This is a genomic window from Neisseria weixii, from assembly GCF_002327085.1.
GTDB lineage: Bacteria > Pseudomonadota > Gammaproteobacteria > Burkholderiales > Neisseriaceae > Neisseria > Neisseria weixii.
On record NZ_CP023429.1, the window covers coordinates 1,401,058 to 1,418,153 of the forward strand.

Consider the following 17,096-nt stretch of genomic DNA (forward strand, 5'->3'; position numbering starts at 1 on the left):
AACATCAAAATCACTGTCCTAAACACAATAACAGAGAAATAAAATTCCTAATCAAAGGTTCGCTCATGAAAAATCAAACCATCATGCAATATTTCGAGTGGTATCTGCCCGATGACGGCCGACACTGGCAACGCCTGGCCGATATCGGCATCAGCAAAGTCTGGCTGCCGCCCGCCTGCAAAGCCACCGGCACCAACGATGTCGGCTACGGCATTTACGACCTTTACGACTTGGGCGAATTTGACCAAAAAGGTGCCGTCCGCACCAAATACGGCACCAAAGACGAATACCTTCACGCGATTTCAGCCTTAAAAGAAAAAGGTATTCGCCCAATTGCCGATGTGGTCTTGAATCACAAGGCCGGCGGCGATGAAAAAGAAGCGTTTACCGTATTGAAAATGAATCCCGGCAACCGCCAACAACCGATTTCCGAGCCTTACTAAATCGAAGGCCGGACGCATTTCACCTTTCCCGGGCGCAACAATACATACAGCGATTTCCAATGGCACTGGCAACATTTCAGCGGCACCGACTACGATGCCAAAAACGAAGAGACCGGAATCTTTATGATTCTGGGCGAAAATAAAGGCTGGGCAGATAACGAATCGGTCGATTCCGAGCATGGCAATTACGACTATTTAATGTTTACCGACATCGATTACAAACACCCCGATGTAGCTGCCCATGTGCGCGATTGGCTCAAATGGTTTGTCGATACCACCGGCGTTACCGGTTTGCGTTTGGATGCCATCAAACACATTGATCAAAACTTTATGCGCGAACTGATGCAACACGCCAAAACGCTTTACGGCGATGAATTTTATGTGTTCGGTGAATATTGGCACGGTGATTTCGACATTAAAGACGATTATCTCAACGGCACCGATTTTATCTTCGACTTGGTCGACGTTGGCTTGCACATGAATTTCTTCAATGCCGCTCAATCCGGTGAAGCCTATGATTTAACGAAGATTTTCCAAGGAAGCTTGGCCGAACATATCCCGATTTCGACCGTAACCTTTGTCGATAACCACGATACCCAACGAGGCCAGTCACTGCAATCCACCGTGGATGATTGGTTCAAACCAATCGCTTACGGCATTATCCTGCTGCGCGAACACGGCTTGCCGTGCGTGTTTTATGGCGATTATTACGGTATTGAAGGCGAATTCGGCCAAGAGTCTTTCCGCGAAGTTATCGACAAATTGCTTTATTTGCGGGGATATCACGCCTATGGCGAGCAAATCGATTATTTAGACGACCCCAACTGCATCGGCTGGACGCGCTTAGGCAATAAAGAATACCCCGACGGTCTAGCCGCCATCATCAGCAACAGCGGTGAAGCAGAAAAAAGAATGCACGTCGGTATTCTCAACGCAGGTAAAACCTTTGTTGATTATCTCGGCCATCACGATGCCGAAATCGAGATTGATGACGAAGGCTGGGCAATGTTCCCCGTACGTGGCGGCAGCTTGTCGGTATGGGCGGTCAAACAGATAGGATGATTAATCAGCTTTTTTTGATTTTAAACAGCTATAAATCAAAAGGCCGTCTGAAAAATTAACTTTCAGACGGCCTGAGACCTTTGCAAAACCTTATGAAGCAATAAAAACCAAAACATCCGTCATTAGCTTCGCAAGCCCGCTGCGCTTCTCCCGCGCAGCGGGCTTGCGAAGCTAATGACGTCGGTTCTTTGTGCAGTGGCTTTTCAGGGGGGGTTACAAAGGTCGCAGCCTTTTATTATCATGCCAATCTTAATCAATCACCAACGGCGGAAATGATTTCACCGTTTCATCAACCGCTTTCACACGCAGCAAGAAATCTTCCAATTTCGCCAACGGCAATGCGCTCGGACCATCGCAACGGGCTTGGTCGGGATTTTCGTGTGATTCCAAAAACAAACCGGCCAGGCGGGTAGCCATGCCGGCCAGAGCCAAATCGACCACTTGCGAGCGACGGCCACCGGAAGCGGCGGCACCGGAATCACGCGTTTGCAGCGAGTGGGTGACGTCGAAAATAATCGGAGTTTGTTCGCAGGTTTTCTTCATCACACCGAAACCGAGCATATCGACCACCAGATTATCGTAGCCGAAATTGCTGCCGCGTTCGCACAAAATCAATTGGTCGTTGCCGGCTTCTTTGAACTTTTCAATGATATTTTTCATCTGCGACGGGCTTAAAAATTGCGGCTTTTTGATGTTGATGACATTACCGGTTTGCGCCATCGCCACCACCAAATCGGTTTGACGCGCCAAAAATGCAGGTAATTGGATCACATCACACACTTGTGCCACAGGCGCGCATTGGTAAGGCTCATGCACATCAGTAATCACCGGCACATTAAATTCGCGCTTCACCGCTTCAAAAATCTTCAGGCCTTCGTCCAAGCCCACGCCGCGGAAGGAATGAATCGACGAGCGGTTGGCCTTGTCAAACGATGCTTTGAACACATACGGAATGCCCAATTTATCGGTCACTTTGACGTAATGCTCGCAAGCTTTGAGCGTGGAGCCCATGTCTTCCAAGACATTAATGCCGCCAAACAGGGTAAACGGCAAATCGTTGCCGACGTGGATTTGGTTGATTTGAACATTCATGGCTGAATCCTTTTACTAGGCCGTCTGAAGGCAACGGCGCTCGTCGCTATTTAAAAACTACTGAATATTGAAATGCCGTCTGAAAGTTTCACCGTTCAGACGGCCTGTGTGCATTACAACACCGTATGCGGCGGCTCATACGAAATCACATCGCGGATTTTATTGTGTTCGTCCACCAGCACTACTTTTGGCTCATGGTTGGCCACTTCCGGTTCAGACAGCAGCACATACGACATAATAATCACGATGTCGCCCTTTTGCACCAAGCGCGCCGCTGCGCCGTTCAAGCACACCACGCCGCTGCCGCGCTCGCCGGGAATGGTGTAGGTTTCAAGGCGCTCGCCATTGTTGTTGTTGACGATGGCGACTTTTTCGTTAACGCAAATACCGGCGGCATCCAGCAAATCTTGGTCAACGGTGATGCTGCCGACATAATTCAAATCGGCTTCGGTAACGGTGGCGCGGTGAATCTTGCCGCCGAGCATGGTACGGAACATGGGTTTCTTTTTCTTTCTCAATCAATTTTGGGTTTACAGCATTTCAGACGGCCTCAAGCGTTAACTCAGGCCGTCTGAAAAACAAACCGCTATTATAACCCCATTTGCGTCTTCATCCAGCGCAAATATGCCGATAAACCGCGCGATACCGGCTGCATCAAAATCTGTGGGCAATCGTAGCTGTGGTTGGCCATAATCAGCTTTTCCACCGCTTTATAATGACAACGCGAAGATTTAATCACCACGCGGATTTCCTCATCGCAACACACCTCGTCCTGCCACACATAATGGCTGCTGATGGCTTCATACTGCACGCAGGCAGCAATTTGGTTTTGCAGCAAAGCCATGCCTATTTTCTCGGCTTCTTCACGCGTGGCGGTTGTAGTGGTAATGATAACGGGTTTGAATGCGGGCATTTCAGACGGCCTTTATTTAAAATTCAACACCGGCCAGCCTTTTTCCTGCGCTTCGGCCAACAATTCGGCATCGGGATTTACCGCCACCGGCTCGTTCACATGACGCAGCAGCGGCAAGTCGTTTTTGGAATCACTGTAGAAATACACTTTGTCGTAGCTGTCTAAGGTTTCGCCACGCGCGGCCAGCCATTCGTTCAGGCGGGTGATTTTGCCCTCTTTCAGGCTCGGTGTGCCGTAGTAATTGCCGGTGTAGCGGCCGTCCGAACCGATTTCGAGCTGGGTGCCGATGACGTTTTCAATACCGAATGCGTGACAAATCGGGGTAATGATGAATTCGTTGGTTGATGAAATCACCAATAATTCGTCGCCGGCATTTTTGTGGCTGTCGACCAGCATACGCTGCATGGGTGTGATGTTCGGGGTAATGAATTCGGCCATAAATTCGCGATGCATCTCGGCCAATTGTTCCATGCTGTATTCTTTCAACGGGGCAAGGTGGAATTTCAGAAATTCATCGATATTCAGGCAACCGTTGCGGTAATCTTGGTAGAATTTTTCGTTTTGCGCTTCAGTGTATTCGACATCGACCAAGCCTTTTTTCATCAGGTATTGCGGCCACGTGTGGTCGGAATCGGTGTTGATTAAGGTGTTGTCGAGATCGAAGATGGCGAGGTTTTTCATTCTGTTTCCTGTTGTTTCAAAAGTTGGCGCAAAAGCGGTAAGGTAATACGTTTGCCCATCATGACGGCGTAGTGGTCAAGCGTGTCGAGCATTTGCACGAGGCTGTCCATATCCCGCCGCCAATGGTTTAAGAGATATTCAAAGATTTCGGTATCGATGGTGACTTGTCTTGCAGCGGCCATGCTGGCTAGGGCATCAATTTTTTCTTGGTCGGTTAAAGGTTTGACTTCGTAAACCAAGCAATAGGCCATGCGGGTACGCAAATCTTCGCGGATAACCAATTGTTGCGGGGTGTATTCGGAGCCGAGCAGCAGAAAGCCTTTACCGCTGTTGCGAAAGCGGTTGAAAACGGCAAACAGCAGGGCTTGTTCTTCATTATTGAGACGATCGACTTTGTCGATAGCCAAATAATCGGCGTCAAAGGCTTTTTCGGTAAGCGGATGAATAGTGGCATCGATATACACGGCATTTTTACCGGCTTCCAAGGCTTGGGCAATCCATGCTTGCAGCAAGTGGCTTTTGCCTGCCCCCTGCTCGCCCCAAACATAGATAAACTGGCCGTGTTTATGCCGCAAAACGTACACCAGCTCGGCATTTTCGGTACCGAGAAATTTATCGAAGCTGGGATAATCGTGCGCGGCAAAATCGAAAATGAGTTGGTTCACGGAAATATTTCGGCCTGTATGGGAATCGGGTTTATTTTACGTTGTTTTGGCGGCTTGTATCAAGGTTTCAGACGGCCTGCAAACTTAAGCAAAATTTTCTTGTCCAAGCCTGCATTTGGTTTAAAATGCTCGCTGTCTTTGGCGGTTGCTTTGTGCGTGGCCGCCGTTTTTCTTGTTTGAAAGCTCTAGAATGAAAATTTTTGAAACCGTTTACGATAAAACGCTGCAATGGTCGAAACACCGTTTTGCGCCGTTTTGGTTGAGTTTTGTCAGCTTTATCGAAGCCATTTTCTTCCCTGTACCTCCGGATGTAATGTTGATTCCGATGTCGATGGCCGAACCGAAAAAAGCTTTGCGTTTCGCGGTATACACCACACTGGCCTCGGTTTTAGGCGGCATAATCGGTTATGCCATTGGCTATTTCGCCTTTGATTGGATATCCGGCTATATTCAAAGCTGGGGTTTCCAGACTCAATTCGATCAGGCACAGCTTTGGTTTGAAACGTGGGGCGTGGTCGTGGTATTTTTGGCAGGTTTTTCACCGATTCCGTTTAAAGTGTTCACCATTTGCGCCGGCGTGATGAATATGGCGTTTTTACCGTTTGTATTATCAGCAGCGGTTTCCCGCTTTGCCCGCTTTTTCTTGGTCGCCAGATTATCGGCTTGGGGCGGGGAAAAATATGCCGATAAAATCCGCCATTATATCGAAATGCTGGGCTGGGCTACAGTAGCCTTGGCGGTAGTCGGCTATGCGGTATACAGCTTTACCCATTAATCAATCTATTAGGACAAGGCCGAGACCTTTGCCAAACTCCGCATCAAACTAACAGCCGAAACTACAAAGTACAGTTTCGACTGTTTTCATTGGTTTTAACCCGAAGCCTCTCTTTTGCCTTCTCGGATTGCCTAACAAACAGGCCGGGACCTTTGCAAAACCCTAGATTTGAATGCAGTTCAAAGCTGTAGCGGAACACTGGGGATGATTTCGCCGCAGATTGCTCCGCTTTTGCCTGCTTCGATGGCTTGGTGTTGTTTGACAGCGTTTTAGATGATGAAGGCATTAATAACGGCTGCTTGGGCATTCCCAGCTTTGAGGCCTCTTTCGGTAAGTTTGGGGGTTAATCAGCGTCATCAGTTGCACTTAAAGTGTCTTCTTACGCCAGCCGGTTGCGGAAACGGCAAAGTGTGCTGTGGTCGGGAATGACGGCTGTTTTGGTTTTTATTGATGGTTTATGAGGTTTTGCAAGGTCTCTACATTTATAACCTTTTGTAATCATGATCACAAATAGAAAAACAGCTTGACAACATCAAGCTGCTTTTTTTATTTTAAATGAAGATCTACTTAATCTTATTTAATACGCATATCGCCGGTTTCAACAAAACGTTGGTGCCATGACAAGGCTTCCATTAACAGATGTGGGGTGTGCAAGCCACCTGCTTTTTCGGCACGGTCATAGTAGTCACGCAACATATCGCGGTATTCAGGGTGCGCACAGTTATTGATAATTAATTGGGCGCGTTGCCGTGGTGACTTGCCGCGCAAATCCGCCATACCTTGCTCGGTTACGATAAACATTACATCGTGTTCGGTGTGGTCGTGGTGCGAAACCATCGGTACGATACATGAAATGGCACCATCTTTGGCCACAGACGGCGATACAAAGAATGAGAAGAAAGCATTACGGGTAAAATCGCCCGAACCGCCGATACCGTTCATCATTTTTGTACCCATCACATGGGTAGAGTTTACGTTGCCGTAAATATCGGCTTCAATCATGGCGTTCATACCAATCACACCTAAGCGGCGGATAACTTCTGGATTGTTGGTGTATTCCATCGGACGCAAAATTAATTTATCGCGCAGGAAATCAATATTGTCGTTAAAGCGTTGCAATGCATCCGGGCTGAACGACAAAGCAGTCGCTGATGCGTGTTGCATTTTTCCTGCCAAAATCAAGTCCAACATACCATCTTGCAATACTTCGGTATAGCCGGTCAATTCCTCAAACGGGGCATCCAGCAAGCCTGCCATTACGGCATTGGCGACGTTGCCCACGCCTGATTGTAATGGCAACAGGTTTTTCGGCAAGCGCCCTGCTTTTACTTCATGGCTGAAGAAATTGATGATTTGGGCAGCGATGGCTTTTGAATTTTCATCAGGGTCGGCAAATTTACTGTTACGGTCACCTGAATTGCTCAATACAATGGCAATGATTTTTTCTTCCGGGCATTCCAAATATGGTGAACCTACGCGGTCAAATGGGCCGGTAATGGCGATCGGTTTGCGGTGTGGCGGCACGCCGATATCGAATACTACGTCGTGCATGCCTTCTAATTTGGCATTTTGGGTAAAGTTTACTTCAATAATGACTTTTTCCGTCGCTTTCAAGGCTTCGTTGGCGTGACCGATACCCATCGCCGGAATCAGTTTGCCGTCTTTCGTAATGCCGGAAACTTCAATAATGGCCAAGTCAAAATCGCCATAGAAACCTTGGCGCATTTGTTGTTCAACGTGCGACAAGTGCATGTCTTGATAAGCAATATTACCGGCATTGATGCTGTTGCGCAGCGATGGATCCGATTGGAACGGATTGCGGAAATGCACGGCATTGGCAGCAGCCAATACGCCGTCACACTCAGGCGCAGTCGAAGCACCTGTAATCATACCGATGCTAAATGGGCGGCCAGCAGCGTGTTCGGCTTTGGCTTTTTCAGCAATAGCAGTCGGCAGAAGCTTCGGATAGCCTGCTCCGGTAAAGCCCGTGATGGCAACATTCATACCGTTTTGTACAAATTCGGCTGCTTGTTCGGCAGACATAATCTTGTTGCGTAAGCCTTCGTGGTGGATGCGTTCTTCTGCATTAATCATTTGCTTTCTCCTTTGATTTGGATCTTGAGTGTAGCCGCTGTTTTTTAAACTAAAAATTGACAATCTGTTTTTCAGACGGCCTTAAAAATAACATAACGCTACAAACTATATAACAAAGCTTTCAAAGTGTAAAGAATACTGTCCGAACCACTTAATGGAACGGTATTTTGGTGCTAACCTATGCGACAAGCATTCCCTAAATCCATTTAGACGGCGCTGATTTTTGCTAAATTTAATGGTGGCAATCACGAATCGGTTTTAAGACAGCCTATCATTTTTATACCATGAATGAGAAATGCTACTGGACGACTCTGCCGCTTGCGTGAATAATACGCCTTTATTGAAATAATGCGGTTTGATTGAATAATGAATAATTCCAAAGGTTTGCTTATTCGCTGGCTGATTGTCTGCCTGATTCCGCTCTTTACTATGCTGGCTTTTGCCTTAATTCCGCCGCCGGATCACACACAATATCTAATTAACGGCATCATTTTGACTTGCGAAGCGACATTTTTATTTAAATTCGTGATTTTTGACGTGATTAAGCATCATTTAAAAGGCGAATTTGAGTTAAAACGCAAAACCATGCTGCTGTTTATTCCAATTGTGCTGCTGATTGTTTATTTGGTACATTATTTCGGTGGATTGTAATGCAAAAGGCCGTCTGAAAAAGTTCAGACGGCCTTTGATACACCTTAAAGCAAATTACAGGCTGTTGGTGAATGTGCGGGTAATCACGTCGCGTTGTTGCTCAGGCGTTAAAGAATTAAAACGCACGGCATAACCGGAAACGCGGATAGTCAATTGCGGATATTTATCCGGATTGGCTACGGCATCTTCCAAGGTCTCGCGAGTCAAGACATTGACGTTCAAATGCTGGCCGCCTTCCACTTTAGGGCGCGCGCTCACATCCAGCGGAATTTCTTTGTAAGAAACTTCGCCCAAATCTGCCAAAGCCACCACGGCATCAGCTTGATAGCCGCTTCCTTCTTTTGCCACCAAACAACGGGCTTCGTTGGTACTGTCGTCCAGCAACCAGAATGAGTTCAACAATGCTTCGTTTTGCGCTTGTGTAATTTGGATACCTTTAATCATAGCTACCTTCTCTTTCATTAACGTAGAAAAAATCTTAATTAAGCCTTATTTTATACTCCATACCCGAAAAGAAATTGATATAAATCAAGTTACAAAACATTACAGCTTAACTATTTAAGCAATTGTCTTTAATCGGTAAATTATCAAAAATCTGATTTGTGCAGCCGCATAATATTTTACTCCATCCCCATTGTTGATTTGCGAATACAATTTATGAATAATGAAATAACCAAGCTGTCTGAAAAAAAAACCTGCTGGCTTTTTTGCAATGTCATCGACAATTTCGGCGACATCGGTGTATCTTGGCGTTTGGCGCAAGCGCTTTATCATGAGCTGGATTGGCAAGTGCATTTGTGGGTGGACGACGTAGCCGCCTTACAAGCAATTTGCCCTGATTTACCGGCTGTTCCCTGCACGTATCAAAACATCGCCGTACACCAATGGACGCTGCAATCGGCAAATGATACCCCCCTCCTGCCCCCACCCCACATCGTCATCGAAACCTTCGCCTGTGACCTGCCTGACAACGTTTTACACATCATTCTGCAACACCGGCCGCTTTGGCTCAACTGGGAATATTTGAGCGCGGAAGACAGCAACGAACGCCTACATTTACTGCCGTCGGTGCAAGCCAACGGTTTGAAGAAATTTTTCTGGTTTATGGGCTTTAGTGACCGGAGCGGCGGCCTAATACGCGAAGCCGATTTTTGCAAACGCATCGATTTCGAGACCGGCCTTTTCAGACAGCATTATGGCTTACCCAACAAAACTGCCGATGAATGGCTGTTGTTCGGCTATCACAACCCGGTTTGGGCAAAATGGCTAGAAATGTGGCAACAACACGACCAACCCATTACCCTGCTGTTGGCCGGTAATCAGATTATCGACAGCCTGAAAGCAGCGCAAGCCATTCCGCAAACCGCCTTACAACACGCCGGCGATACCTTTCAGACGGCCTGTGCGACACTGGTTAAAGTCCCTTTTGTACCGCAACAGGATTTCGACAAGCTGTTGCAACTTTCAGACGGCCTGATGATTCGCGGCGAAGACAGCTTCGTGCGCGCCCAATTAGCCGCCAAGCCGTTTTTCTGGCACATTTATCCGCAAAACGAAATGGTGCATCTAGATAAACTGCACGCGTTTTGGCAAAAAACCGCACCGTTTTATCCGCCCAATCTCATGGCCGCACACCAAGCCTTATCTGACGAACTCAACGGAGCGCATGAGTTATCGGCCGAACAGCGCCTCTTCGCTTGGCAAACGCTGACGGCACACCGGGAGCAATGGCAGCAAAGTGTCGCAGATTGGCAGAAATTCCTGTTTTCCCAACCAACCGCGCTGGAAAAACTAGCCAAATTTGTTTCAAATACGCTAAAATAGCGCGTTTATTTTGTAACTAAAATCTGATTGGAAACACACAATGAAAACAGCTCAAGAACTGCGCCCGGGTAACGTATTCATGGTCGGCAGCGACCCGATGGTGGTACAAAAAACCGAATACATCAAAGGCGGCCGCAGCTCAGCCAAAGTCAGCATGAAATTGAAAAACCTGCTGACCGGCGCTGCTTCCGAAACCATCGTTAAAGCCGACGACAAATTCGACGTCGTGGTATTGTCACGTAAAAACTGTACTTACAGCTACTTTGCCGACCCAATGTATGTCTTCATGGACGAAGAATTCAACCAATACGAAATCGAAGCTGAAAACATCGGCGACGCGTTGAAATTCATCGTGGACGGCATGGAAGACCAATGCGAAGTGACTTTCTACGAAGGCAACCCGATTTCTGTCGAATTGCCGACCATCATCGTGCGCGAAGTAGAATACACCGAGCCGGCGGTTAAAGGCGACACTTCAGGTAAAGTGATGAAAACTGCCCGCTTAGTTGGCGGCACCGAAATCCAAGTGATGGCTTACATCGAAACCGGCGACAAAGTCGAAATTGATACCCGCACCGGCGAATTCCGTAAACGTGCTTAATATCTGATTTGAAATAAAAAAGGCTGTCTGAAATTTCAGACGGCCTTTTTATTGTGTGCACTTTTATCAAACAAATATTTAACAATACCTAAAATATCAGGCGATTTAAAGTTTCAGACGGCCTATTTTTCTTCTTCAAACGCGCGACAATTCTTCACGCATTTGGCCAATCACCGCTTTATAATCTGGTTTACCAAAAATAGCCGAACCAGCCACAAAAGTATCTGCACCGGCAGCGGCAATTTCGGCAATATTGTCCACTTTTACGCCGCCATCCACTTCCAGCGCAATGTGTCGGCCGCTCTGCGCCTCATATTCGTCCAACATGGCACGCACTTGGCGGATTTTCACTAAGGTTTGCTGAATAAAGCTTTGTCCGCCAAAACCCGGATTCACAGACATCAACAATACCATGTCCAAGCGATCCAAAACATTCTCCAGCACACTTACGGAAGTGGCCGGATTCAGTACCAAGCCCGCTTGGCAGCTCAAATCGCAAATCAGGCTTAAACTGCGGTCAACGTGTTTACTCGCCTCAGGGTGAAAAGTAATTATACCGGCACCTGCTTTGGCAAAAGACTGAATCAAATCATCTACCGGCTCAACCATCAAATGCACATCAATCGGCACAGTGGCATAAGGTTTCAATGCCGAACAAATCATGGGGCCAAACGTGAGATTCGGCACGTAATGGTTATCCATCACGTCAAAATGAATCAAATCGGCACCGGCAGCAATCACATTACTGACTTCTTCGCCCAATCGGGCGAAATCAGCAGAAAGAATGCTTGGGGAAATGCGATAGTGGCTCATAAATGCTCCAAAATTTAAAATTGATGAGTATGGTTGATGATTTCCGTTTATTTTAACGAAAATCAGTATATTATGTATTTATTTAAAATATGAATAAATACATGCAACATTTCTAAAAAAAATAAGGGGCTGTACTAGATAACTAGGGAAATCTAATTTCAGGTTAGAATAATCCCTATGAGAAGAAGCCGTTTAAGTCAGTACAAGCAAAACAAACTGATTGAACTGTTTATTGCGGGTGTTACTGCCCGTACTGCAGCTCAATTAGCCGGTGTTAATAAAAACACGGCAGCCTATTGCTTTCATCGTTTGCGCGTACTGATTTTCCATAACAGCCCGCATCCGGAAATGTCTGATGGCGGAGTAGAAGTTGATGAAACCTGTTTTGGCGGACAGCGCAAAGGCAAACGTAGTCGCGGTGCAGCCGGCAAAGTCGCTGTATTCGGGCTTCTGAAGCGCAACGGCAAGGTTTGCACCGTTGCCGTGCCCAATAACAAACTGCCGCTTTATTGCCGGTAATACGTGAGCAAGTAAAGCCTGACAGTATTGTTTACACTGATTGTTACAAAAGCTATGACGTACTTGATGTGAGTGAGTTTAGCCACTTTCGCATCAATCACAGTACACACTTTGCTGATCGGCAAAATCACATCAACGGAATTGAGAACTTTTGGAATCAGGCAAAACGCCGCTTACGTAAGTTTAACGGCATTCCCAAAGAGTATTTTGAGCTGTATTTGAAGGAATGTGAATGGCGTTTTAACCACAGTGAGATAAAGTCTCTTGTTCTATTTTAAAACAATTAGTAAAGCAGAATTTATTCTAGTTGTCTAGTACAGCCCCTTAGCTTAAGTATTTTTTGATATAAGAAAAGCTAGCGTTGTTTACTTTTTCTTTTTTGCTTGAAGACCCATTTTGGGATTTTTGAGTGTTGTCAAGAATGCCGAAAGGCACGGCAACGCCGCATGGTTCTTGATAATGCTCAACAATCCTAAAACAATCATTTAGGCAAAAAATAAAAGCTGTTTTGCATAAAAAGTGTAAACAACCCGACAATTTCCTACATCGGAGATGTTTTTCGATGTGTTGAAGGCGTCGGGGTCTAAAAAACTGCTCATGAAAATATCCTCTAAATTCCTTGGCACGATGTGAGGCAAATTTAGAGGATTTGGGGAAGTTTTGCAAAGGTCTCACAGATTGGAAAAGGCCGTCTGAAACACCAATGTTTCAGGTGGCTTATTTAATTAATGAAGTTTTTCAACACCAACGAAGCAATGTCGTCCAAACCAAAGCCATCGGCTTCTTGCGGATTGCCGTTTGGCGTGGCGCTGTCAACTAGGTTTGGTAACACTTGAGCCAACAAATCACTGGCTTGCTGACCGTCCATACCGAATTTTTGTGCCACTTGGCCAATCACATCACTGCCCAAGGCGCTTTGCAATTCGTTGCCTGAAACCGGCGCATTGTCTTGAGAAGTAGAAACCCAACTACCCAATGTCTCGCCTAAACCACCTTGTTGCAATTGGTTAATCAAGTTACCCACACCGCCTTGCTGCTGCACCAAATCCATCGCCATATCAACCAATGGGTTTTGGCTGTTAGCATTGTCATTATTATTTAGGGCTTGGGTTGCCACATTCAACAAAGTATTCATTAAAGCCATGATTTATCCTTTAAATTAAATTTAAATAATGTGTTGTTGTAAAACGGCTTGAGTGTAGCAAACATTAGCGTGTTTACCTGTTTTCTTAACGAAAATATACGCAGGCCGTCTGAAAAGATGTTGCACAAAGCAATCAGTTTATTTCAGACGGTCTCCAAAGGCTTTTTATTCGTCGTCTTCTGCTTCCCGACCATTAAAATATTCCGCTGCACCACCTTCAAAAAAGCCCTGCAAAATCGCCTGTGCCGCCACTTGATCCAATACTGATTTCTGTTTCCGGCCAAATACCTGCGCTTCAACCAGCAAACTTTCAGCATACAGCGACGACATACGCTCATCCACCCAATATACCGGCAAATTAAACCGCCCATGCAAACGACGGCCGAACTTGCGGCTCAAGCGCGTTAAGTTATGCTCGGTGCCGTCGGTATGCGTGGGCAGGCCGACTGCCAATTGACGCGGCTGCCATTCTGTTATCAGCTTGGCGATCGATTCAAACTTAGCACCGTTGCTGTTGCCGGTCACGGTGGTCAGCGGATGGCTCATGCCTAATTCGGCATCTCCCTGTGCCACACCTATGCGCGCTTCACCAAAATCAAACGCCAGCGTAGTGCCTTTGGGTACTTTATGCATGCCCTGCCCCTGTAACTAAACGGTCAGGCTGAATGCCGAGCTTTTCAAACACAGCCGCATAGCGGTGTTCATACGGCACGTCAAACAAAATATGCTCATCGGCAGGCACGGTCAGCCATACATTATCGGCCAATTCGCGTTCCAACTGCCCTTTGCCCCAGCTTGAATAACCAATGCTCACCAAAGCCTTATCCACCGCACCGGGTTCGGATAAATTCTCGATAATGTCGCGCGAAGATGTCAGTGCCACGTTATCGGTAACCGCCAGCGTGCTTTGCCAATTACCCAAAGGTGTATGCACCACATAGCCGCGGTCAACCTGAACCGGCCCGCCCATCATCACACTCTCATGCTGCATACGCAACGGAATATTGCGGTCACTCGCGGCAAAAATCATATCCATTGTAATCGGCGACGGCTTATTGATGATGATGCCCAACGCACCTTCTTCATCATGCTCGCAAAGATAAATTACGCTGTCTTGGAAAAACGGATCGTCCATATTGGGCATGGCCACCAAAAAGTAGTTTGCTAAATTCATATGCTCTCTTGATTATTTAGGATTGCGCCGGCGTCGCCACTTCGACAATACATACACCATACACTTGCTTATTGGCCAAACCGGCGATTTCTTTTTCATCTGCACGCTGCCCGTCGAAGCAGGAAATCGCGCTCAAAGAGTTTTTCGGCGAACCTTGCACAATTTTATCGCTGTACACCAAATAGGCAAAAGCCTTACGCTTCGGGTCGTAATAACGGATAATCTGCTGGCTCTTAAACGCCACGCTGGCGCTGCGTTTGAAAACTTGCTTCGGCTTAGCGACTGCTGCTTCGCTGTAGCGGATGATATTGGCCGACTGCACACAGGATACTGAAGCATCGCTGGCGTCTTCCTCCAAATTCACGGTTTCTTTCAGCCCGCCTTTTTTGGCATAGGAAATATAACATGCCACGCCCTGCACATCAGGGTCATCAAACGCTTCCACTTCGATGCGGTCGTTTTTACCCAGCATGTGGAAAACCGTACTGGCCTTACCGATTTTATCCGAATCACCGCCGCCGCAAGCCGCCAACAATACCGCTGTAACGGCGGCCAATGCCAATTTTTTCAACATCGCTACTTTTTTCATTGATAAAGTTTACAGATACTATATAAGACCGTTTGACAAGATTGCAAGCATTTGTGAAACGCGTTTAAATAAGATTTTCAGACGGCCTGACAATCAGTATAATCGTGTTTTGTTGCTTTTAATGACTTTTAAGAAAATACATCATGCGTTACAAACCTCTTTTACTCGCCTTATTGCTCAGTTTTGCCGCACCTTCTTTCGCGGCCAACGATTCAACCAAAGAAAAAACCACCGCTGCGAAGAAAAACACCCAAACCAAAAAAGCAACCACGTCAAAAGAAGCAGCTAAAACCACGGATAAAAAAACTGCGTCCAAAGCCAAAGAAAAAGCAGACAAAAAACCTGCTGAAAAAGCCAAAGCCGTTGCTAAAAAAGACGATAAAACCAAAACCGATAGCAAAAATGACAACACCAAAACGGCAGACAATAAAAAAGAAGCGCCCAAAGCCAATGAGCAGCCGGTAAAAAAAGCCACAGCCCGAACCCCTAAAGAAAAAGAATCGGCAAAAGAGAAAGACGGCAACGCCAAACAAACGGCTAAAAAAGCAGCTGCAAAATCGGAAGCCACAGCAAAAAAAGACAATAAAGACAATAAAGACAATAAAGACAATAAAGACAATAAAAAAGAAACAAGCAAACAGCCAGCCAAGCCAGAAACAGCTAAAAAAGAACCGGTAAAAAAAGCAGCCGCTAAAACAGAAGCCGCTAAAGCCAATGCGGCCAACGATAAGAAAACCGCCACTGTACCAAGTAAAGACAGCGACGAATTGCGCGCCGCTGTCAGCGCCGCTACCAATGATTTGGAGGCCAAACAAGCCTTGAGCAAGCGCACCGCCGGTTTCTTAGTCCGCGTAAATGCCGATTTAAAAAAGCTGCAACAAACCCGCAACAATTTATCCAACATCAACCGCCAACAACGCGATGCATGGAACAAATTGCAACAATTGGATAAAGAACTGACCCGCCTCAAAGCCGAAGTCGGCAACACACGCGCACAAATTTCACGTTTTGTCTCCGGTAATTATAAAAACAGCCAACCGAATGCCGTGGCCTTGTTTTTGAAAAATGCCGAGCCGGGCCAGAAAACGCGTTTTCTGCGTTATACCCGCTACATCAATGCTTCAAACGAAAAGGTGATGGCAGATCTGGCCAAGCAGCAAAAAGAGCTGGCTACGCAAGAGAGCAAAATCAACAATGAATTAAGCCGTCTGAAACGCCTGCAGGCCAATGCACAAGCTGCGTTAAAAAAACAAGGTGCACAAAATACCCCCGAACAAGTCGAAAGCCGCCGCCAAAATGCCGCGATGGCCAAAGAGGCGAAAAAATCAGTCACCCAAAAAGACAACGAGCAACGTTTGAACAATCTGATTAAAGATTTGGACAAACAAAAAGCCGAGCAGCGCAAAAAAGAAGCAGAAGCGCGTAAGAAAGCAGCAGAAGCGCGTTTGGCCGCTACTGAAAAAGCCCGCCAAGCGGCCAAAGCCAAAGAGGAACAAGCCGAGAAAGAGCGTGCCGCCATGTCGAACCTCACCGACGAAGATCTGAAGCTGCAAGCGCCGAAATCGGGCAGCTTTGTAACCATCAGCAATCCAAACAGCTTCAGCCGCATGCAAGGCCGTCTGAACAAGCCGGTTAACGGCATGCTCTCAGGTTTGTTCGGACATCAGCGTGAAAGCGGCGAGATTTGGAAAGGCGTTTTCTACAGTACGCCACCTGCCGCGGTAAACAGCATTGCTGCGGGTAATGTGGTGTATGCCAGCGAATTGGAAGGCTACGGTAATGTGGTCGTGGTCGATCACGGCGACCAATACGTCAGCGTGTATTCAGGCTTGAGCGAAATCGGCGTTGTTAAAGGATACAGTGTGGGCCAAGGCCATAAAATCGGCACCAGCGGCACCCTGCCAAGCGGTGAAGAAGGCTTGTATTTAGAAATCCGCTACAACGGTCAAAACATGAATCCGCTCTCTTGGATTAATTGATGTTCAGACAGCCTTGATATGTTTTCCAAAGCATATCAAGGCCGTCTGAATATTGATCAACATAACAAAAAGCATGA

The 17,096-nt window shown here is 46.7% G+C and carries 19 protein-coding genes and 1 pseudogene; 8 read left to right on the top strand and 12 right to left on the bottom strand.

Annotated elements, in window-relative coordinates; translation table 11 throughout:
* The first annotated feature begins 65 nt into the window (after nucleotides 1-65).
* Together CGZ65_RS15355 and CGZ65_RS07120 are read left to right on the top strand one after the other, a co-directional pair.
* The gene (locus CGZ65_RS15355) at nucleotides 66-443 is read left to right on the top strand and encodes an alpha-amylase family glycosyl hydrolase (protein WP_198345247.1); all 378 of its coding nucleotides are present in this window, start codon (nucleotides 66-68) and stop codon (nucleotides 441-443) included.
* Nucleotides 444-1,505: an alpha-amylase gene (locus CGZ65_RS07120; protein ID WP_198345384.1), complete on the top strand. Its 1,062-nt coding sequence runs from the start codon at nucleotides 444-446 to the stop codon at nucleotides 1,503-1,505.
* Between the two features lie 249 nt (nucleotides 1,506-1,754).
* Here CGZ65_RS07120 and kdsA read toward each other — a convergent pair whose 3' ends face one another.
* The 5 genes from kdsA to hda all read right to left on the bottom strand — a co-directional run bounded on the left by kdsA (nucleotide 1,755) and on the right by hda (nucleotide 4,856).
* On the bottom strand, nucleotides 1,755-2,597 hold the full coding sequence (kdsA, locus tag CGZ65_RS07125; RefSeq protein ID WP_096295354.1) for a 3-deoxy-8-phosphooctulonate synthase: 843 nt from the start codon (nucleotides 2,595-2,597) through the stop codon (nucleotides 1,755-1,757).
* Between the two features lie 113 nt (nucleotides 2,598-2,710).
* On the bottom strand, nucleotides 2,711-3,094 hold the full coding sequence (panD, locus tag CGZ65_RS07130) for an aspartate 1-decarboxylase (protein ID WP_096295355.1): 384 nt from the start codon (nucleotides 3,092-3,094) through the stop codon (nucleotides 2,711-2,713).
* Between the two features lie 92 nt (nucleotides 3,095-3,186).
* Nucleotides 3,187-3,510: a divalent-cation tolerance protein CutA gene (gene cutA / locus CGZ65_RS07135; protein WP_096295356.1), complete on the bottom strand. Its 324-nt coding sequence runs from the start codon at nucleotides 3,508-3,510 to the stop codon at nucleotides 3,187-3,189.
* 12 nt (nucleotides 3,511-3,522) lie between these two features.
* Complete coding sequence (locus CGZ65_RS07140; protein ID WP_096295357.1) at nucleotides 3,523-4,191, bottom strand: histidinol-phosphatase; 669 nt, start codon at nucleotides 4,189-4,191, stop codon at nucleotides 3,523-3,525.
* Nucleotides 4,188-4,856 (bottom strand): DnaA regulatory inactivator Hda, encoded by a 669-nt coding sequence (gene hda / locus CGZ65_RS07145; RefSeq protein WP_096295358.1) that lies wholly within the window; start codon nucleotides 4,854-4,856, stop codon nucleotides 4,188-4,190. The genes CGZ65_RS07140 and hda overlap by 4 nt, the downstream gene beginning before the upstream one ends.
* A 190-nt stretch (nucleotides 4,857-5,046) precedes the next feature.
* Between hda and CGZ65_RS07150 the strand changes: the two genes are divergently transcribed.
* Nucleotides 5,047-5,631, top strand: a complete 585-nt coding sequence (locus tag CGZ65_RS07150; protein WP_096295359.1) for a YqaA family protein — start codon at nucleotides 5,047-5,049, stop codon at nucleotides 5,629-5,631.
* 573 nt (nucleotides 5,632-6,204) lie between these two features.
* On the opposite strand, the gene CGZ65_RS07155 is transcribed toward CGZ65_RS07150, so the two are convergent.
* Complete coding sequence (locus CGZ65_RS07155) at nucleotides 6,205-7,725, bottom strand: acetyl-CoA hydrolase/transferase family protein (protein ID WP_096295360.1); 1,521 nt, start codon at nucleotides 7,723-7,725, stop codon at nucleotides 6,205-6,207.
* Between the two features lie 366 nt (nucleotides 7,726-8,091).
* Between CGZ65_RS07155 and CGZ65_RS07160 the strand changes: the two genes are divergently transcribed.
* Nucleotides 8,092-8,376, top strand: a complete 285-nt coding sequence (locus tag CGZ65_RS07160) for a hypothetical protein (RefSeq protein ID WP_096295361.1) — start codon at nucleotides 8,092-8,094, stop codon at nucleotides 8,374-8,376.
* Nucleotides 8,377-8,430: 54 nt separating this feature from the next.
* Here CGZ65_RS07160 and grcA read toward each other — a convergent pair whose 3' ends face one another.
* A complete protein-coding gene (gene grcA, locus CGZ65_RS07165; protein WP_415906948.1) occupies nucleotides 8,431-8,838 on the bottom strand; it encodes an autonomous glycyl radical cofactor GrcA in 408 nt (135 codons plus the stop codon).
* 195 nt (nucleotides 8,839-9,033) lie between these two features.
* On the opposite strand from grcA, the gene earP reads away from it, so the two are divergent.
* Together earP and efp are read left to right on the top strand one after the other, a co-directional pair.
* On the top strand, nucleotides 9,034-10,200 hold the full coding sequence (earP, locus tag CGZ65_RS07170) for an elongation factor P maturation arginine rhamnosyltransferase EarP (protein WP_096295363.1): 1,167 nt from the start codon (nucleotides 9,034-9,036) through the stop codon (nucleotides 10,198-10,200).
* 40 nt (nucleotides 10,201-10,240) lie between these two features.
* Nucleotides 10,241-10,801 (top strand): elongation factor P, encoded by a 561-nt coding sequence (gene efp, locus CGZ65_RS07175; protein WP_095502041.1) that lies wholly within the window; start codon nucleotides 10,241-10,243, stop codon nucleotides 10,799-10,801.
* 135 nt (nucleotides 10,802-10,936) lie between these two features.
* Here the strand turns inward: efp and rpe are convergent, their stop codons facing one another.
* Nucleotides 10,937-11,614: a ribulose-phosphate 3-epimerase gene (gene rpe, locus CGZ65_RS07180; protein ID WP_096295364.1), complete on the bottom strand. Its 678-nt coding sequence runs from the start codon at nucleotides 11,612-11,614 to the stop codon at nucleotides 10,937-10,939.
* A 177-nt stretch (nucleotides 11,615-11,791) separates the two neighbouring features.
* Here rpe and CGZ65_RS07185 point away from each other — a divergent pair.
* A pseudogene (locus CGZ65_RS07185) lies at nucleotides 11,792-12,440 on the top strand (IS1595 family transposase).
* 414 nt (nucleotides 12,441-12,854) lie between these two features.
* Here the strand turns inward: CGZ65_RS07185 and CGZ65_RS07190 are convergent.
* From CGZ65_RS07190 to CGZ65_RS07205, 4 genes are all read right to left on the bottom strand, one after another.
* Entirely contained in the window at nucleotides 12,855-13,277 is a 423-nt protein-coding gene (locus CGZ65_RS07190) for a YidB family protein (protein ID WP_096295365.1), read from the bottom strand.
* Between the two features lie 165 nt (nucleotides 13,278-13,442).
* Nucleotides 13,443-13,910 (bottom strand): Holliday junction resolvase RuvX, encoded by a 468-nt coding sequence (gene ruvX / locus CGZ65_RS07195; RefSeq protein WP_096295366.1) that lies wholly within the window; start codon nucleotides 13,908-13,910, stop codon nucleotides 13,443-13,445.
* Complete coding sequence (locus tag CGZ65_RS07200; RefSeq protein WP_096295367.1) at nucleotides 13,903-14,451, bottom strand: YqgE/AlgH family protein; 549 nt, start codon at nucleotides 14,449-14,451, stop codon at nucleotides 13,903-13,905. Before CGZ65_RS07200 ends, ruvX begins: the two co-directional genes overlap by 8 nt.
* Before the next feature lie 16 nt (nucleotides 14,452-14,467).
* Complete coding sequence (locus tag CGZ65_RS07205) at nucleotides 14,468-15,025, bottom strand: CreA family protein (protein WP_157742739.1); 558 nt, start codon at nucleotides 15,023-15,025, stop codon at nucleotides 14,468-14,470.
* A 158-nt stretch (nucleotides 15,026-15,183) separates the two neighbouring features.
* Here CGZ65_RS07205 and CGZ65_RS07210 point away from each other — a divergent pair, with 158 nt between their 5' ends.
* Nucleotides 15,184-17,019, top strand: coding sequence for a peptidoglycan DD-metalloendopeptidase family protein (locus CGZ65_RS07210; protein ID WP_096295368.1), 1,836 nt, complete (start codon nucleotides 15,184-15,186; stop codon nucleotides 17,017-17,019).
* Nucleotides 17,020-17,096: the final 77 nt, after the last annotated feature.

Bases quoted from the DNA above. Each gene is read 5' to 3' on its own strand.
- CGZ65_RS15355 (WP_198345247.1), top strand. From the start codon at position 66: ATGAAAAATCAAACCATCATGCAATATTTCGAGTGGTATCTGCCCGAT.
- kdsA (WP_096295354.1), bottom strand. From the start codon at position 2,597: ATGAATGTTCAAATCAACCAAATCCACGTCGGCAACGATTTGCCGTTT.
- panD (WP_096295355.1), bottom strand. From the start codon at position 3,094: ATGTTCCGTACCATGCTCGGCGGCAAGATTCACCGCGCCACCGTTACC.
- cutA (WP_096295356.1), bottom strand. From the start codon at position 3,510: ATGCCCGCATTCAAACCCGTTATCATTACCACTACAACCGCCACGCGT.
- CGZ65_RS07140 (WP_096295357.1), bottom strand. From the start codon at position 4,191: ATGAAAAACCTCGCCATCTTCGATCTCGACAACACCTTAATCAACACC.
- CGZ65_RS07150 (WP_096295359.1), top strand. From the start codon at position 5,047: ATGAAAATTTTTGAAACCGTTTACGATAAAACGCTGCAATGGTCGAAA.
- CGZ65_RS07155 (WP_096295360.1), bottom strand. From the start codon at position 7,725: ATGATTAATGCAGAAGAACGCATCCACCACGAAGGCTTACGCAACAAG.
- CGZ65_RS07160 (WP_096295361.1), top strand. From the start codon at position 8,092: ATGAATAATTCCAAAGGTTTGCTTATTCGCTGGCTGATTGTCTGCCTG.
- grcA (WP_415906948.1), bottom strand. From the start codon at position 8,838: ATGAAAGAGAAGGTAGCTATGATTAAAGGTATCCAAATTACACAAGCG.
- earP (WP_096295363.1), top strand. From the start codon at position 9,034: ATGAATAATGAAATAACCAAGCTGTCTGAAAAAAAAACCTGCTGGCTT.
- efp (WP_095502041.1), top strand. From the start codon at position 10,241: ATGAAAACAGCTCAAGAACTGCGCCCGGGTAACGTATTCATGGTCGGC.
- rpe (WP_096295364.1), bottom strand. From the start codon at position 11,614: ATGAGCCACTATCGCATTTCCCCAAGCATTCTTTCTGCTGATTTCGCC.
- CGZ65_RS07190 (WP_096295365.1), bottom strand. From the start codon at position 13,277: ATGGCTTTAATGAATACTTTGTTGAATGTGGCAACCCAAGCCCTAAAT.
- ruvX (WP_096295366.1), bottom strand. From the start codon at position 13,910: ATGCATAAAGTACCCAAAGGCACTACGCTGGCGTTTGATTTTGGTGAA.
- CGZ65_RS07200 (WP_096295367.1), bottom strand. From the start codon at position 14,451: ATGAATTTAGCAAACTACTTTTTGGTGGCCATGCCCAATATGGACGAT.
- CGZ65_RS07205 (WP_157742739.1), bottom strand. From the start codon at position 15,025: ATGTTGAAAAAATTGGCATTGGCCGCCGTTACAGCGGTATTGTTGGCG.
- CGZ65_RS07210 (WP_096295368.1), top strand. From the start codon at position 15,184: ATGCGTTACAAACCTCTTTTACTCGCCTTATTGCTCAGTTTTGCCGCA.